This is a genomic window from Aeromonas sp. 601039 (genome assembly GCF_049174415.1).
GTDB lineage: Bacteria > Pseudomonadota > Gammaproteobacteria > Enterobacterales > Aeromonadaceae > Aeromonas > Aeromonas veronii_A.
Map to the genome: position 1 here is coordinate 58103 of NZ_JAAKTL010000012.1, position 15285 is coordinate 73387.

Here is a 15285-nt window from a genome sequence, read left to right on the forward strand (position 1 = left end):
TTTTCAGTTTCTTCGCTTTGGTTGCGGAACCGGGTCATAACCACCCTCGGATAAGGGATGGCATTTTAATAGACGTTTGCTGGCTAACCAAACGCCTTTTATGAAACCGTGAAGTCGGATTGCTTCTATCGCAAATTGGGAACAAGTCGGGGTAAAACGGCAGCGCGGCCCCAGCAGGGGACTAATGATTAGCTGATACAGACGTATCAGTTTGATAGCTACCCATTGCAACGGCGTGACAGAGTGCGCCATAGCTTTTCCAGTAACTTGAACAGTTCCTCGTTATCCATCTCTTTCACACCGGCCTTGGCGATCACCACGATGTCGATAGCGGGCAGCTGATGTTGTTTGAGGCGGAAACTTTCCCGAACCACCCGTTTGACACGGTTACGCCAAACGGCACGCTTGAGTGCTTTTTTGGGCACAGCGAGACCAAGACGAGGGTGTTCGAGCGAATTGGGAGAGGCGAGAAGAGTAATCTGCGGAGAGGCGGCCCGGACAGGCTCGGCGAAAACGCGTTTGAAGTGTTCGGGAGTTAACAGACGTAACTCCCGAGAGAAGGTGTGCTGGGTAGGCATTAGACTACCAGGCGGGCACGACCCTTGGCACGACGAGCGGCCAGAACTTTACGACCGTTGGCAGTTGCCATGCGGGCGCGGAAACCGTGAGAGCGCTTGCGCTTCAGGTTGGACGGTTGAAAAGTACGTTTCATGATTCGATTCCGTATTACTGTACAGTTTTGATTGTCACACTTAGCCGACGCGCCAGCTATAGCGTGTGACGACTAGCAAAAGAGGCCGAATTCTAAACAGAGTTCGGCTTTTAGTCAATCCGCCGTTCCCTCTCATCCTGCGGTGGTCTTGAAAAGGCCACTGCCGAGCGTGAGGATCCAGAGGATCGAGGGCACCGGATTATACTGGCAACCCGGTGTTAAACAAGGGATCCCTCAATAAAAAAGGCGGCCAGGCCGCCAAAGAGAGAGCTATTTAAGGACTTTCCGCAAGAACTCCCGGGTACGGGGATCCTTGGGATCGACCAATATCTGATCCGGCGGGCCCTGCTCCACGATCCGGCCACCTTCCATGAAGATCACCCGATCGGCCACATCCCGTGCGAATTCAATCTCGTGGGTCACCACCACCATGGTCTGGTGCTGGCTAGCCAGCTTTTTCATCAGCCCGAGCACTTCATCGACCCATTCCGGATCGAGCGCCGAGGTGGGTTCGTCAAACAGGATCACCTTGGAGTGGGCCGCCATGGCCCGACCGATGCCGACCCGCTGCTGCTGGCCGCCGGAGAGGGAGGCCGGATAGGCGTCCTTCTTGTCGGCAAGACCTATATCCTCAAGGATGCCAAGGGCGGTAGCACGGGCTTCCGCCTTTGGCTGTTTCCAGACGGTGATCAGCCCTTCGGCGATGTTGTCTTGTGCCGTCTTGTTGGCAAACAGGGCGTAGTTCTGGAACACGAAGGAGGCGCGCTTGCGCAGCTCGATGGCCTGCTGCTCGCTGGCATTTGCCAGATTGAGCTGCAGATCGTCGATGGCAAGCGAACCCGCATCCGGGGTCTCCAGCAGGTTCAGGCAGCGCAGCAGAGTCGACTTGCCGGTGCCGGAGGGGCCGATAATGACCACTATCTCCCCCTTCTTTACCTCCAGATCGATGCCGTTGAGCACCTGATTGCCGTTATATGCCTTGGAGAGGCCGGTTAGCTTGATCATGGGAGCCCTCCTTTAATAGGCACGGTTGAGGTGTACTTCCAGCAGATGCTGCAAGCGGGTGAAGAAGATGACCACTACCCAGTAGATGAGCGCCACCGCCATAAAGCTCTCGAAGAACTTGAAGGAGGAGGAGGCTTCCATCTGCGCCTTGCCCATGATCTCGGCCACGCCGAGGGTAAAGGCCAGCGAGGTGCTCTTGATCATGTCGATGAAGTAGTTCATCAGCGACGGAGTGGCTATGCGTGCAGCCTGCGGCAGAATGATCCGCTGCATCGCCTGATAACGGCTCATGCCGATACTGAGCGCCGCTTCCATCTGGCTTTTGTGAATGCCGAGGATGGCTGCGCGGATCGACTCGGCCATGTAGGCGGCGAAGTGCAGGGTCAGACCGACGATGGCGGCGGTAAAGGCATCCATCCCCACGAAGATCGGGAACAGTTGCGGCAGTCCGTAGTAGAGCAGGAACAGCTGAACGAGTAGCGGTGTACCCCGAAAGAACGAGATATAGAGCATCGCCAGCCAGTGAATCGCGGGGACGCGAAACACCCGTACTATCGCCAGGGCCAGCGAGAGTACGAGTGCCAGCACGAATCCCCACAGGGCCATCTCCATCGTGGTGCCCAGATATTTGAGCAGGATGGGAAACAGCCCCAGCGTGTATTCGAGGTCAAATTCCATCATTTATTTGTCGGTGATGTCGGAAGCGAACCATTTCTCGGAGATCTGACGCAGGGAGCCATCCTTGCGCATGGCAGTCAGGGCCTCGTCGACCTTCTTCAGCAGCGCCTGTTTCTCCGGGGTCTTCAGGAAGGGCAGGGCGTTCTCGATAGTCTCGAACGGTGCGCCAGCCTGTTGCAGCGGCAGCTTGGACTCTTTGATCAGCTGGGCGGTGGAGACGCGGTCCATCACGAAGGCGTCGATGCGACCCAGGGCGACATCCTGCTCGAAGGCGGAGTCATAGGTGCGGATATCGATCTTCTTGTTCGGGTCGTTCTTGCGCAGCAGCTCTTCAAAGTTGGAACCCAGGTTCACGGCCACCTTCTTGCCTTCCAGATCCTTGATGCCATGAATGGTGCTGTTGCCCTTGCGTACCACGATCTGGGCGCCGTCATAGACGTAAGGCTGGGAGAAGTCGTACTTCGCCTTGCGCTCGTCGGTGATGGTGATCTGGTTGGAGATGGTGTCGATGCGGCCGGTTTCCAGCATGCCGAACAGGCCGGAGAAGCTGGCGGTCACGAATTCGACCTTGTAGCCGGTGCGCTCGCCGATCTGGTTCCACATATCCACTTCAAACCCTTGCAGCTTGTCCTGCTTGACGAAGGTGAACGGGAAATATTTGCCAGACATGCCGACCTTGATGGTCTCCTGGGCGATGGCCTGACCGGACAGGGTGGCGAGCAGGATGGCTGCGCCGGAAATCAGTTTGATGGATGTTTTCATGGTGTTTCTCTCTCTCAATGTCTTGTATTTGTAGTTGTAATAACTGGTTTGGCCCTGATGTTATTGGAATAAAATTTAAAAAATAAATGACATTTGGTTATATGAAATAACAGGAGAGAAGCACGGGATCGACCAATCCGGACGGTGGATCAAGCTGTGGGTAACTTTGGGGATGAAATCCGATCCAAAGGCGCTGGATCCTTGAAAGTCAAGGATCTTATTTGCTGGATCCACCGGGCGATGGCTGGAGATCCGGCGGCTAAAAACGTAGAATAGCCGGTCTTTAGTTAATCAATCGACAGGAGTTTAGAGTGACTGCTTCGCTATGGCAGCAGTGCCTTAACCGGCTGCAAGATGAGTTGCCCTCGGCAGAATTCAGCATGTGGATCCGGCCGCTTCAAGCGGAGTTGAGTGACAATACTCTGACCCTGTATGCACCGAATCGCTTTGTTCTGGACTGGGTACGAGACAAGTATCTCATCCGGGTTAACGGCATCATCAACGAACTCTGCGGGGTCGACGGCCCCGCCCTGCGTTTTGATATAGGCAATCGTCCCCATCCTGTTGCTGTCGCCAGAGCGCCGGTACAGGGTGTCGCGCCTGTGAATAACTTGCAGAAGAGCTGGGAAAGCAAGGCTGAAGCCAAGCCCGAGCCGAACCACAAGAGCAACACCAACGTGAACTATACCTTCGAGAATTTCGTCGAGGGTAAGTCCAACCAGTTGGCGCGTGCGGCTGCCCGTCAGGTAGCGGACAATCCGGGTGGTGCTTACAACCCGCTGTTCCTCTATGGCGGCACCGGCCTGGGTAAAACCCACCTGCTGCACGCCGTTGGCAATGCCATCAAGGAGAGTAAAAAAGATGCCAAAGTCATCTATATGCACTCCGAGCGGTTTGTTCAGGACATGGTGAAAGCGCTGCAAAACAACGCCATTGAAGAGTTCAAGCGTTACTACCGCAGCGTCGATGCCCTGCTCATCGATGACATCCAGTTCTTCGCCAACAAGGAGCGCTCCCAGGAGGAGTTCTTCCATACCTTCAATGCCTTGCTGGAAGGGAATCAGCAGATCATCCTGACCTCGGATCGCTATCCGAAGGAGATCAACGGTGTCGAGGATCGCCTCAAGTCCCGCTTCGGCTGGGGCCTGACCGTGGCGATCGAGCCGCCGGAGCTGGAGACCCGTGTCGCGATCCTGATGCGCAAGGCAGACGAGAACCAGATCCATCTGCCGGACGAAGTGGCCTTCTTCATTGCCAAACGTCTGCGATCCAACGTCCGTGAATTGGAAGGCGCCCTCAACCGGGTGATCGCCAACGCCAACTTCACCGGCCGTGCCATCAACATCGATTTCGTGCGCGAAGCGCTGCGCGACCTGTTGGCACTGCAGGAGAAGCTGGTCACCATCGACAATATCCAGAAGACGGTGGCGGAGTACTACAAGATCAAGCTGGCGGATCTGCTCTCCAAGCGTCGTTCCCGCTCTGTTGCTCGTCCGCGCCAACTGGCGATGGCACTGGCCAAGGAGCTGACCAACCACAGTTTGCCGGAGATAGGTGATGCCTTTGGTGGCCGTGACCACACTACCGTTCTTCATGCCTGCCGCAAGATCGAGCAGCTGAAGGAGGAGAGTCACGACATCAAGGAGGACTATTCCAACCTGATCCGTACCCTTTCTTCCTGATAACGGAATCGAGTGGACAGATGCAGCGCGAATATTCCAACCTGATCCGAATCTTTTCCTCCTAATCACAACGGAGAGCACAGATGCAGCTCGAAATTAGCCGTGAGGCCCTGTTACGTCCTCTGCAACTGGTGTCCGGCGCCCTCGGCGGCCGACCGACCCTGCCGATCCTCGGCAACGTGCTGCTTGATGTCAGCAACGGTCTGCTGTCACTGACCGGCACCGATCTCGAAGTAGAGATGATCGGTCAGGTCTATCTGAACGGGGCCAGCGAAGATGGCCGCACCACAGTACCGGCGCGCAAGCTGCTGGATATCTGCCGTGGTCTGCCGGAAAGCGCCGAGATCCGTCTCAATACCGAAGGCGAGCGCCTGATCATCCGGTCCGGTCGCTCCCGCTTCAATCTCTCGACCCTGCCGGCGACCGAGTATCCGAACATCGAGGATTGGGAATCCGTGCTCGAGTTCGATATCAGCCAGCTGGAGCTGAAGAAGCTGATCGATGCGACCCAGTTCTCCATGGCCAGCCAGGACGTGCGTTACTACCTGAACGGCATGCTGTTCGAGAGCGAAGGTCACGGTCTGCGCACCGTGGCGACCGACGGTCACCGTCTGGCCACCTGCCGCCGCGAGGTAGTAGGGGAATCGCTGCCCGATCATCAGGTTATCCTGCCGCGCAAAGGGGTACTGGAGCTGGTGCGTCTGCTGGAAGCAGAAGACAAGCCGGTGCGGCTGCAGATCGGTCGCAGCAACCTGCGTGCTGCGCTGGACGGCTTCATCTTCACCTCCAAGCTGGTGGATGGCCGCTTCCCGGACTGGCGCCGCGTCATTCCGCGCAACAGCGACAAGGCCCTGATCGCTGGCCGTGAGGATCTGCGTCAGGCGTTTGCCCGCGCCGCTATCCTCTCCAACGAGAAATTCCGTGGGGTGCGTCTCAATCTGCAGGAAAACCTGCTGCGCATCACCGCGAACAACCCGGAACAGGAAGAAGCCGAAGAGCTGCTTGACGTACAATATGCCGCTGGCGAGATGGAGATCGGCTTTAACGTCTCTTATGTGCTCGACGTGCTGAATACGTTAAAATGTGACCAAATTCGGATTAGCCTGAGCGATTCCATCAGCAGTGCCATTATTGAGGATTTTGAACATCAGGATGCTCAGTACGTGGTGATGCCGATGCGGATCTAGTCGTGTCCCTGGTCAAACTCCAGCTCAGCGACTTTCGCAATATCCAGCAAGCCAGTCTCAAGCTGTCGCCCGGCCTCAACATTCTGGTCGGGTGCAATGGCAGCGGCAAGACCAGTGTGCTGGAAGCCATTCACTACCTTGGTCTGGGGCGCTCCTTTCGCACTCATTTGACCGGGCGGGTCATCCGCCAGGGGGAGAGGGCCTTTACCCTGTTTGCCCATTGCGAGCTGGAGGGGCGTCAGGTACCGATCGGTCTTGCCAAAGACAAGAGTGGCGAGACCCAGCTCAAGATTGCCGGGGCACAGGCCCAGCGGCTTGCCGATTTGGCGGAGCTGTTGCCGGTGCAGTTGATCCATCCCGATGGTTTCAACCTGCTGACGGGCGGGCCTCAGGCTCGCCGCGCCTGGCTCGATTGGGGTGTCTTCCATCAGGAGCCGACCTTCTTTGCCCTGTGGGGACGAGTGCGGCGGCTGCTGAAACAGCGCAATGCGCTGTTGCGCCAGAGCACCCAATACCGCCAGCTGGCGTTCTGGGATCAGGAGTTGGTGCGGCTGGGTGGTGAGCTGGCCGAGTTTCGCGCCAGTTATTGTCAGGCCATTACGCCGCTGATCAAGGATATGACGGCGGATTTTCTGCCGGAATTCGATATCAGTCTCGGCTTTTACCGGGGCTGGGAGAAAGATACTCCCCTCGGCGATCTGCTGGAGGCGGGGTTTGAGCGGGATCGGGCGCTGGGCTATACCGGTGTCGGTCCACAGAAAGCCGATGTGCGCCTCAAGGCGAACGGGGTGCCCGCTCAGGATATTTTGTCCCGGGGTCAGCTGAAGTTGCTGGTCTGCGCCATGCGACTGGCCCAAGGGCTCTATTTGAATCAACATAGCAGCCGTGGCTGTATTTTTTTAATTGACGATTTTGCCTCTGAACTGGATGTCGACAAGCGCCGCTTGCTGGCCGCAAGGCTGAAGCAGTGCGCGTCCCAGGTGTTTATCACCGCCATCGACACCGGTCAGCTCGCAGACATGATGGATGCGAATGACTGTAAGTTGTTCCACGTGGAACAGGGTAAAATCTCCGAAACGTTAGAGAAGGCAGAGAGTAAGCTATGAGTGAAAATACTTACGACTCCTCGAATATCAAGGTGCTGAAGGGCCTGGATGCGGTCCGCAAGCGCCCGGGGATGTATATCGGCGATACGGATGATGGCTCGGGTCTGCACCACATGGTGTTCGAGGTCGTCGATAACTCCATTGACGAGGCGCTCGCTGGCTACTGCTCCGATATTCAGGTCAAGATCCATTCCGATGGCTCCGTCTCCGTGCGCGATAACGGCCGTGGTATTCCGGTCGATATTCACCCGGAAGAGGGCCGCTCCGCTGCCGAAGTCATCATGACCGTGCTGCACGCTGGCGGTAAGTTCGATGACAACTCCTACAAGGTTTCCGGTGGTCTGCACGGCGTCGGCGTCTCCGTCGTTAACGCCCTCTCTGACAAGCTGTTGCTGACCATTCGTCGTAACGGTCACGTCTACGAGCAGACCTATCATCTGGGTGAGCCGCAGGCGCCGCTCAAGCAGATTGGCGACAGCACCGGCACCGGTACTGAAGTTCGCTTCTGGCCGAGCCCGACCATCTTCAGCGACACCCTGTTCCACTACGAGATCCTGGCCAAGCGCCTGCGCGAGCTCTCCTTCCTCAACTCCGGTGTTTCCATCCGTCTGATGGATGAGCGTGACGGCCGTGAGGCGCATTTCTGCTACGAAGGTGGCATCAAGGCGTTCGTTGAATACCTGAACCAGAACAAGACCCCGATCCACCCGAAGGTGTTCCATTTCACCACCGAGCAGGATGGTATCGGCGTTGAAGTGGCGATGCAGTGGAATGACGCCTATCAGGAAGGGGTCTACTGCTTCACCAACAACATCCCGCAGCGGGATGGTGGTACTCACCTCGTTGGCTTCCGTACCGCGCTGACCCGTACTCTGAACTCCTATATGGACAAAGAGGATTACAGCAAGAAGGCCAAGTCTGCCGCAAGTGGCGACGACGTGCGTGAAGGTCTGATTGCCGTTATCTCCGTCAAGGTGCCGGATCCCAAGTTCTCATCCCAGACCAAAGACAAGCTGGTCTCTTCCGAAGTGAAGACCGCCGTTGAACAGGCGATGGGTGAGAAGCTGGCTGACTTCCTGCTGGAAAACCCGGGCGATGCCAAGATCGTGGTCAACAAGATCATCGATGCGGCACGTGCCCGTGAAGCGGCCCGCAAGGCCCGCGAACTGACCCGCCGCAAAGGCGCGCTGGATATCGCAGGTCTGCCCGGCAAGCTGGCTGACTGTCAGGAAAAAGACCCGGCTCTCTCCGAACTCTACATAGTGGAAGGGGACTCTGCTGGCGGTTCCGCCAAGCAGGGTCGCAACCGTAAGAACCAGGCCATCCTGCCGCTCAAGGGTAAAATCCTGAACGTAGAGAAGGCCCGTTTCGACAAGATGATCTCCTCGCAAGAGGTGGGCACCCTGATCACCGCACTGGGTTGCGGTATCGGTCGCGACGAGTACAACCCGGACAAGCTGCGTTATCACAACATCATCATCATGACCGATGCGGACGTCGATGGTGCGCACATCCGAACTTTGCTGCTGACCTTCTTCTATCGTCAGATGCCGGAAATTATCGAACGTGGCTACGTCTACATTGCCCAGCCGCCGCTCTACAAAGTGAAGAAGGGCAAGCAGGAGCAGTATCTGAAAGACGAAGACGCGCTGCTGCAGTACCAGACCGCCATGGCGCTGGATGGTGCCACTCTGCACGTTAACGAGTCTGCTCCGGCTATCGGTGGCGAGGCACTGGAGCGCCTGGTCAACCAGCACCGCTCGGTGACTCACCTGATCACCCGCATGTCTCGTCGTGCGCCGGAAGCCGTGCTGACCCAGCTGATCTATCAGCCGGAGTTGAACGAAGCGCTGCTGAACAGCGAGAGCGATCTGCTGGCCTGGTGTCAGGGTATGGAAGCCGTGCTCAACGAGAGCAACCACGGTATCCAGTACCAGATCCAGGTTCGTCGTGACGAAGAGCGCAGCCTGTACGTGCCGCACGCCGTGGTACGTCAGCACGGTGTCGACCGCGAATATCCGCTCAGCTACGACTTCCTGCAGTCCGGTGAGTACCGTCAGCTGGTCTCGCTGGGCAAGGAGATCGCCAACCTGATCGAGGAAGGTGGTTTCATCAAGCGTGGCGAGAAGGTCAAACCGGTTGCCAACTTCGTAGAAGCCGTCGAGTGGCTGATGGGCGAAGGCAAGCGCGGCATCTACATCCAGCGCTATAAAGGGCTAGGTGAGATGAACCCGGACCAGCTGTGGGAAACCACCATGGATCCGGAAGCCCGTCGCATGCTGCGCGTCACCATCGACGACGCCGTCGGTGCCGACCAGCTCTTCTCCACCCTGATGGGTGATGCCGTTGAGCCCCGTCGTGACTTTATCGAGACCAACGCCCTGCGCGTGGCCAACCTCGACGTTTAATCGACGCAGTCAGACAGCAAAAAGCCGCTCCCTGTGAGCGGCTTTTTGTTTTTGGGCGAAAGAAGTTGCACGTTCCACGTGAAACATCAGGGGTTTTGGCCACGAAAAGATCGTCGCCACTCGCTGGGGGAGATGGAAAAGCGGGCGCGGTAGTGGTTGCGCAGGGAGGTGGCACTCTTGAAGCCGACCAGCTCGGCAATGCGATCGATGGAATGGCCGCTTACCTCCAGCAGCTCCTGACTGCGCCTGAGCCGTTCCGCCAGCAGCCATTCACCCACCGAGAGACCAGTTGCCTGATGAAAACGGCGGGTAAAGGTGCGCCGACTCATCAGGGTATGGGCCGCCAGAGAGTCCAGGGTGTGAGGCTCGGCCAGATGGGCACGCAGGTGATCGAGCAACTGGTTCATCCGGACATCGCGCGTGGAGGCGGGCACCGGCTGCTCGATAAACTGGGCCTGACCCCCTTCCCGGTGGGGCGGGATCACCAGCCGCCGTGCCACCTTGTTGGCGATGGCCGAGCCGTGGTACTGGCGTACCAGATAGAGGCAGCAGTCCAGCCCGGCGGCAGTGCCTGCCGAGGTGACAAGCCCTTCGTCATCCACATAGAGGGCGTTGGTATCGAGCTGCACGCAGGGAAAGCGGTGGCAGAAATCTTGCTCGTACTCCCAGTGGGTCGATGCCTTGCGACCATTGAGCAGCCCGGCGTAGGCGAGCACATAGGTACCGAGGCAGAGCCCGACCAGCCGGGCACCTCTGGCTCTGGCGGCAATCAGGGCATCGAGCAGCGCTGCTGGTGGCCGTGCTGCCGGGTCGTGCCAGAAGGGGATGACGATGATCTCCGCCTCGGCCAGCACCTCCAGCCCATGAGGAGCCTGAATGGTGAATCCTTGCGCCGAGTGTGAATGAGGGTTGCCATCACCGCAGCAGATCTTGAGCTCGAACAGCGGCTGGCCCGGCAGGATATCACCGAAGATGAGGCAGGGGACGGCGCAGTGAAAAGGGCTGAAGTGATCGAAGGTCACCACGGCAACGATCGGGGTGGTCATGGTGTTGGCTCCTCTCTGCGCTCAGACCACTCATCATAATCGTTCGGTAGTGAAAGCCGAAGGGCCATCTCTGGCATGGCCCTCCTGCGGGTCACAGCGATATCGCCTCGCCATCTTCTGGCACCCGTACCCGATCCATCATGCCCCGTTCCGCCAGATAGTCGCGCAGCTCTAGGCGTGACAGCACGGCGTGGTTGACCGCCTCCATATGGCTGGCGATCAGCGTGGCTTGCGGTGCGGCCTGATAAACGGCGGCGACATCCTCCTTGCCCATGATGATGGAACCGAGCCCGGGCACCTGTGCATCGCCACAGTTGAGGATGATGACCTCGGGCTGATGCTGTTGCAGGGCTTGCTCGACCCGGGGATGCCAGATGGTGTCACCGGCCAGATAGAGGCACTGTTCATCGGGGTGGGAGAAGACCACGCCGCACACTTCTCCCATTCGCTCGCCCAGTACCGCCATCAACTGGTCGCTGCCGTGCTGGCCACCAGTCTGCTGCAGGCGAATGCCAGCAAACTCGGGCTGGTCGCTCAGCAGCCTCACATCCTCAAAGCCACTGGCACGAATGGCATCGGCATCTTTCTGATGTTGCACCAAGAGCGGCAGATGCTTGGGGATCAGGGCTCTGGCGGCATCATCCCAGTGGTCTGGATGGTCGTGGGTGACGATAACGGCATCCACATCGACCAGCTCATCGATCGGTAGCGGCAGCTCGACCAGCGGATTGCGCAGATGGCTGTTGGCGGTGCCCTCAAAGCCGGGGAAGGCTCCCTTGGCCGAGAGCATGGGGTCGATCAGAAAGCGGGTGCCGGCATAGTCGAGCAGCAAGGTGGCGTTACGAACCTGGGTAATCTTCATGAGATGGCTCCATGTTGGCTGGTGGATATGCAACCAATTATGGAGTGCGGAGCGCATTGCCATCAGTGGCCCACGGGTCGATTATCATCACTATCGGGCCAACAGGTTGATGTTCTACAGGTCGGTGCGGCCATTTAAAAAATTTGAAAAAATCCCCTTGAAAGGAAAAAGTGAGCCCCTATATAGGTAACAAGGCCGGAACGCTCGACAGAGGTTTCGACCAGGCGCCCGTCCATAAGGAGGGCAAACAATCCGTTATCGCTCATAAGAGGGTAATACTATGCGTTCTATCGACTTTTCTCCGCTCTATCGTTCTGCCATCGGTTTCGATCGTCTGGCCAATCTCATCGAATCTGCGGCCAGCAATGGCAATGCCGGTTATCCCCCGTACAACATCGAGCAACTGGGTGACAACGACTACCGCATCAGCATGGCGGTAGCGGGCTTTACCCAGGAAGAGCTGGAGCTGAGCTTCCAGGAAAATCTGTTGACGGTGAAGGGCAACAAGCAGGCCGATACCGAGCGCAACTATCTCTATCAGGGGATCGCCGAGCGTGGTTTTGAGCGCCGCTTCCAGCTGGCCGACTATGTACGGGTGAAAGGGGCCGACCTGAAAAACGGCTTGCTGCACATCGATCTGGTGCGTGAAGTGCCCGAGGCGATGAAGCCGCGCAAGATCGAGATTAACGGCTGATAGTCTGAATTCACTGAAATTTTAAAATTTCCCGGGTGCCGATGACGGGCCTGTGGAGAGTTGAACCTGTTGCTTATTAGAAGGATAGGAATATGCGTAACCTCGATTTTTCTCATCTCTATTCCAACGCCGTCGGCTTCGAGCGGATGGCCCGTGAGCTGGAAGGTCTGTTCGAGCAGAAGACCGCGGCTTACCCCCCTTACAACATTGAAAAGCGCGATCAGGATGGCTATCGCATTACGGTCGCCGTGGCTGGCTTCGAGCGCGAAGAGCTGGAGCTGGAGACCGAAAACGGCACCCTCAAGGTGAAGGGGTGCAAAGGGGCTGCGGCCGGTGAGCGTCAGTTCCTCCATCAGGGGATCGCCGAGCGCGACTTCGAGCTCGCCTTCAAGCTGAGCCAGCATGTGGAAGTGCAGGGCGCCAAGCTGGAGCATGGTCTGCTGACCATCGAGCTGGCGCGCGAACTGCCGGAGGCGCTCAAGCCTCGGGCCATTCCCATCGGTAAACCCGAGCAGCTGGCGTTGCCCGGCTAAGCAAACCGGATCGCGATAAACAATAAAGGCCTGCATCTGCAGGCCTTTGTGTTTTTGTATCGCTGGATTGGATTAACCGGCGTAGAGGGTGTTGATCTCGTCGGCCAGAATGGCGATGCCGCGACGCACCAGCTCCTCGCTCTGGGAGTAGTTGAGGCGAATGCACTCCTGGCTGTGGCGCCACTCGGGGTCGTCGATGCCGGGGAAGAAGTAGTGACCCGGCACGATCAGCAGGTTCTTCGCCTTCAGTCGCTCGTACAGCTCCTGACAGTGGATCGGCAAGCCTTCAAACCAGAGCCAGAGGAAGAGGGCACCTTCCGGTTTGTGAATATGGAAGCGCGGGTCAGGGATCGCTTCGCGCAGCAACTGCACCGCCAGCTCCGCCTTCTGCTGATAGAAGGGCTTCACCACCTGTTCGCTGAGGGCGATGATCTCGCCGCTCTCGATCATCGGGATGGTGATGGCGGGGCCCAGACTGCCCGGCGCCAGATTGATGATGCCGCTCAGGTTGGTGATGGCCTGAATGATCTTCTCGTCAGCGATGACGATGCCGCAACGGGTGCCCGGCAGGCCCAGCTTGGAGAGGCTCATGCAAAGGATGGTGTTGGCGTTCCAGAATGGCTTGGCTTCGCTGAAGATGATGCCCGGGAAGGGGACGCCGTAGGCGTTGTCGATCAGCAGCGGGATTCCCTTGTCGCGGGCGATCTGATCGAGGTGTTCGATCTCTTCGTCGGTCAGCACATTGCCTGTCGGGTTGGTCGGGCGGGAGACGCAGATCACCCCGATATCGTCACCTACCTGCAGACTCTCGAAATCCACATGGTATTTGAACTGGCCATCGGGCAGCTTCTCGATGGTGGGTTTGTAAGCCACGAAGTAGTCGTCGGCCAGCGCCGAGTCGGCATAGCCGATGTATTCGGGGGCGAGCGGGAACAGCACCTTTTTCTTGCGGCCATCGGCAAATTCACCGGCCAGCAGGTTGAACAGGTAGAAGAAGGCATTCTGACTGCCGTTGGTCAGGGCGATATTGCGAGCCGAGATATCCCAGCCCAGCTCCTTGCTGAGCAGGGCTGCCAGCGCTTTGGTGAACCTGTCTTTGCCCTGTGGGCCGTCGTAGTTGGCCATCGCTTTGACCAGCTCGCCGTTGTCGAGCAGGCTCTTGGCCTCGGCCTGAAAGCGTTCCAGCATGGCGGGGATGGGGGCTGGATTGCCGCCACCCAGCATGATGGCGTCCGGATTGGTCAGCCCCTGATTGAGGTCATCCATGAGTTGGGTAATGCCGGCGTGGCGAGTGAACTTCTCGCCGAACAAGGAAAATTCCATTCAGTGACAGATCCAGATTTGAGTTACGGGGATGTAGCACCATAGCTCAGTTTAAAAGCGGGTGTCGATCAAAAAGATGGGACGTTCCACGTGGAACATGGTGCAAAAATCAAGCGTGGTTAAAAGCACCAACTGTTGGTTTAAAAATGACCGCGCGGGATGCATTTTGCGACTCAATTTGGTATCGAGATATAGTTAATTTAAACAAAATCATCATGTTATGAATTGCGTGAGGATTGGCACAACTATTGGAATAGCTATCTGGTCATCTCAACCATACCGGAGCAAACCAGATGAAAAGCCTGATCGCTACCCTGATTGTGAGTGCCCTGAGCCTGAACGTGATGGCCAACGAAAACCCGCGGCCCGAGCTGGAGAGTGCCCAGCTGGAGCAGGATGTGCAGAGCGAGTTGCAACAGGCATCCCATGCCGTGGTGAAGGATGCGTTGCACAATCTCAAGCCGCTGGCGCTGGATACCCTGGTGGTGGAGGCGAGTCAGGCTGTGGCGACTCACCCCGAGAGTTGAGGTAGCGCAGGGGGGTCTGTCCTGTATGTTGTTTGAAGAAGCTGATGAAGGCGCTGTCGCTGGAGAACTCCAGCGCAGCGGCAATCCGGCTGATGGGCTCGCTTTCTGCCAGCAGCTCCATGGCGCGCAACAGCCGCCACTGCTGACGCCACGCCTGATAGCTCATGCCGGTCTCCCGCATGAAGATGCGGCCAATGGTCTTGTCACTGGCACCCACCCGCTCGGCCAGCCGGTTGAGCCGATCGGGCAGGGCATCCCCCCGTTTCAACTGCTGTAGCCAGTCGCCCAGTCTGGGATCGGTCGGCAGCGGCAACTGCCACGACTCCCGCGGCGCCTGCCCCAACTCCTCCATAAACAGTGCAACCGTCCGTTGCTGCTGCTCTTGCGGTTTGTCCCACGGCCAGAGCGCCATCCGCTCGATCAGTTCGTGCAGCAGCGGATTGACCGCCAGCACTTCGACCGTGCCGGGCAACTCGGGGTGCGGCTGGAAGTAGAGGGAGCGGTAGGCCACCACACCGCGCATCAAGATCCGGTGTGAGGTGCCTGCAGGCAGCCAGGCGGCGCGGGTGGGTGGCAGCAGGCAAACCCGACCTTCCAGCTCCATGGTCATGCAGCCGGATTGGGCGAACAGCAGCTGATGGCGTTGATGTTGATGCAGACCCGAGTCGTGCCAACCGAGGGCGGAGGCAATGCCGATCACGCTGCCCGTCAGCTGGTCGGGGTCAAAAGGGTGATCGGGAAGAATAAAGGCCATATGTCC

At 58.0% G+C, this 15285-nt stretch carries 17 protein-coding genes; 7 read left to right on the plus strand and 10 right to left on the minus strand.

Going from position 1 to position 15285, the window contains the following annotated elements; all coding sequences use genetic code 11:
• Nucleotides 1–3: 3 nt before the first annotated feature.
• The 6 genes from yidD to G5195_RS11775 all read right to left on the minus strand — a co-directional run bounded on the left by yidD (nt 4) and on the right by G5195_RS11775 (nt 3157).
• Entirely contained in the window at nt 4–252 is a 249-nt protein-coding gene (yidD, locus tag G5195_RS11750; RefSeq protein ID WP_010672280.1) for a membrane protein insertion efficiency factor YidD, read from the minus strand.
• On the minus strand, nt 219–578 hold the full coding sequence (gene rnpA, locus G5195_RS11755; RefSeq protein WP_005342318.1) for a ribonuclease P protein component: 360 nt from the start codon (nt 576–578) through the stop codon (nt 219–221). Before rnpA ends, yidD begins: the two co-directional genes overlap by 34 nt.
• Nucleotides 578–712 carry a 50S ribosomal protein L34 gene (gene rpmH / locus G5195_RS11760; protein ID WP_005307156.1) on the minus strand — a complete coding sequence of 45 codons (135 nt, stop codon included), beginning with the start codon at nt 710–712 and terminating at the stop codon, nt 578–580. Before rpmH ends, rnpA begins: the two co-directional genes overlap by 1 nt.
• A gap of 270 nt (nt 713–982) precedes the next feature.
• A complete protein-coding gene (locus tag G5195_RS11765; protein WP_041210479.1) occupies nt 983–1717 on the minus strand; it encodes an amino acid ABC transporter ATP-binding protein in 735 nt (244 codons plus the stop codon).
• A 12-nt stretch (nt 1718–1729) separates the two neighbouring features.
• Entirely contained in the window at nt 1730–2398 is a 669-nt protein-coding gene (locus tag G5195_RS11770; protein ID WP_201959065.1) for an amino acid ABC transporter permease, read from the minus strand.
• Nucleotides 2399–3157: an amino acid ABC transporter substrate-binding protein gene (locus tag G5195_RS11775; protein ID WP_005339308.1), complete on the minus strand. Its 759-nt coding sequence runs from the start codon at nt 3155–3157 to the stop codon at nt 2399–2401.
• Nucleotides 3158–3468: 311 nt separating this feature from the next.
• Here G5195_RS11775 and dnaA point away from each other — a divergent pair, with 311 nt between their 5' ends.
• From dnaA to gyrB, 4 genes are all read left to right on the plus strand, one after another.
• Complete coding sequence (gene dnaA, locus G5195_RS11780) at nt 3469–4839, plus strand: chromosomal replication initiator protein DnaA (RefSeq protein WP_421236166.1); 1371 nt, start codon at nt 3469–3471, stop codon at nt 4837–4839.
• 83 nt (nt 4840–4922) lie between these two features.
• Complete coding sequence (gene dnaN / locus G5195_RS11785) at nt 4923–6026, plus strand: DNA polymerase III subunit beta (protein ID WP_421236167.1); 1104 nt, start codon at nt 4923–4925, stop codon at nt 6024–6026.
• 2 nt (nt 6027–6028) lie between these two features.
• Nucleotides 6029–7132: a DNA replication/repair protein RecF gene (recF, locus tag G5195_RS11790; protein ID WP_421223560.1), complete on the plus strand. Its 1104-nt coding sequence runs from the start codon at nt 6029–6031 to the stop codon at nt 7130–7132.
• Nucleotides 7129–9540, plus strand: coding sequence for a DNA topoisomerase (ATP-hydrolyzing) subunit B (gene gyrB, locus G5195_RS11795; RefSeq protein ID WP_076494165.1), 2412 nt, complete (start codon nt 7129–7131; stop codon nt 9538–9540). The genes recF and gyrB overlap by 4 nt, the downstream gene beginning before the upstream one ends.
• A gap of 86 nt (nt 9541–9626) precedes the next feature.
• On the opposite strand, the gene G5195_RS11800 is transcribed toward gyrB, so the two are convergent.
• Together G5195_RS11800 and G5195_RS11805 are read right to left on the minus strand one after the other, a co-directional pair.
• The gene (locus G5195_RS11800; RefSeq protein WP_421223482.1) at nt 9627–10586 is read right to left on the minus strand and encodes a helix-turn-helix domain-containing protein; all 960 of its coding nucleotides are present in this window, start codon (nt 10584–10586) and stop codon (nt 9627–9629) included.
• A gap of 91 nt (nt 10587–10677) precedes the next feature.
• Nucleotides 10678–11448: an MBL fold metallo-hydrolase gene (locus G5195_RS11805; protein ID WP_139402826.1), complete on the minus strand. Its 771-nt coding sequence runs from the start codon at nt 11446–11448 to the stop codon at nt 10678–10680.
• 280 nt (nt 11449–11728) lie between these two features.
• Between G5195_RS11805 and G5195_RS11810 the strand changes: the two genes are divergently transcribed.
• Both G5195_RS11810 and G5195_RS11815 read left to right on the plus strand, forming a co-directional pair.
• Nucleotides 11729–12142, plus strand: coding sequence for an Hsp20 family protein (locus G5195_RS11810; RefSeq protein ID WP_005307125.1), 414 nt, complete (start codon nt 11729–11731; stop codon nt 12140–12142).
• Nucleotides 12143–12234: 92 nt separating this feature from the next.
• The gene (locus G5195_RS11815; protein WP_100644735.1) at nt 12235–12675 is read left to right on the plus strand and encodes an Hsp20 family protein; all 441 of its coding nucleotides are present in this window, start codon (nt 12235–12237) and stop codon (nt 12673–12675) included.
• A gap of 72 nt (nt 12676–12747) precedes the next feature.
• Here G5195_RS11815 and G5195_RS11820 read toward each other — a convergent pair whose 3' ends face one another.
• Nucleotides 12748–13998 (minus strand): valine--pyruvate transaminase, encoded by a 1251-nt coding sequence (locus tag G5195_RS11820; RefSeq protein WP_127007973.1) that lies wholly within the window; start codon nt 13996–13998, stop codon nt 12748–12750.
• Nucleotides 13999–14291: 293 nt separating this feature from the next.
• Here G5195_RS11820 and G5195_RS11825 point away from each other — a divergent pair, with 293 nt between their 5' ends.
• Nucleotides 14292–14525, plus strand: coding sequence for a hypothetical protein (locus tag G5195_RS11825; RefSeq protein ID WP_100652158.1), 234 nt, complete (start codon nt 14292–14294; stop codon nt 14523–14525).
• Here the strand turns inward: G5195_RS11825 and G5195_RS11830 are convergent.
• On the minus strand, nt 14455–15279 hold the full coding sequence (locus G5195_RS11830) for an AraC family transcriptional regulator (protein WP_108614335.1): 825 nt from the start codon (nt 15277–15279) through the stop codon (nt 14455–14457). The two genes, G5195_RS11825 and G5195_RS11830, sit on opposite strands and share 71 nt — an antisense overlap.
• Nucleotides 15280–15285 lie beyond the last annotated feature (6 nt).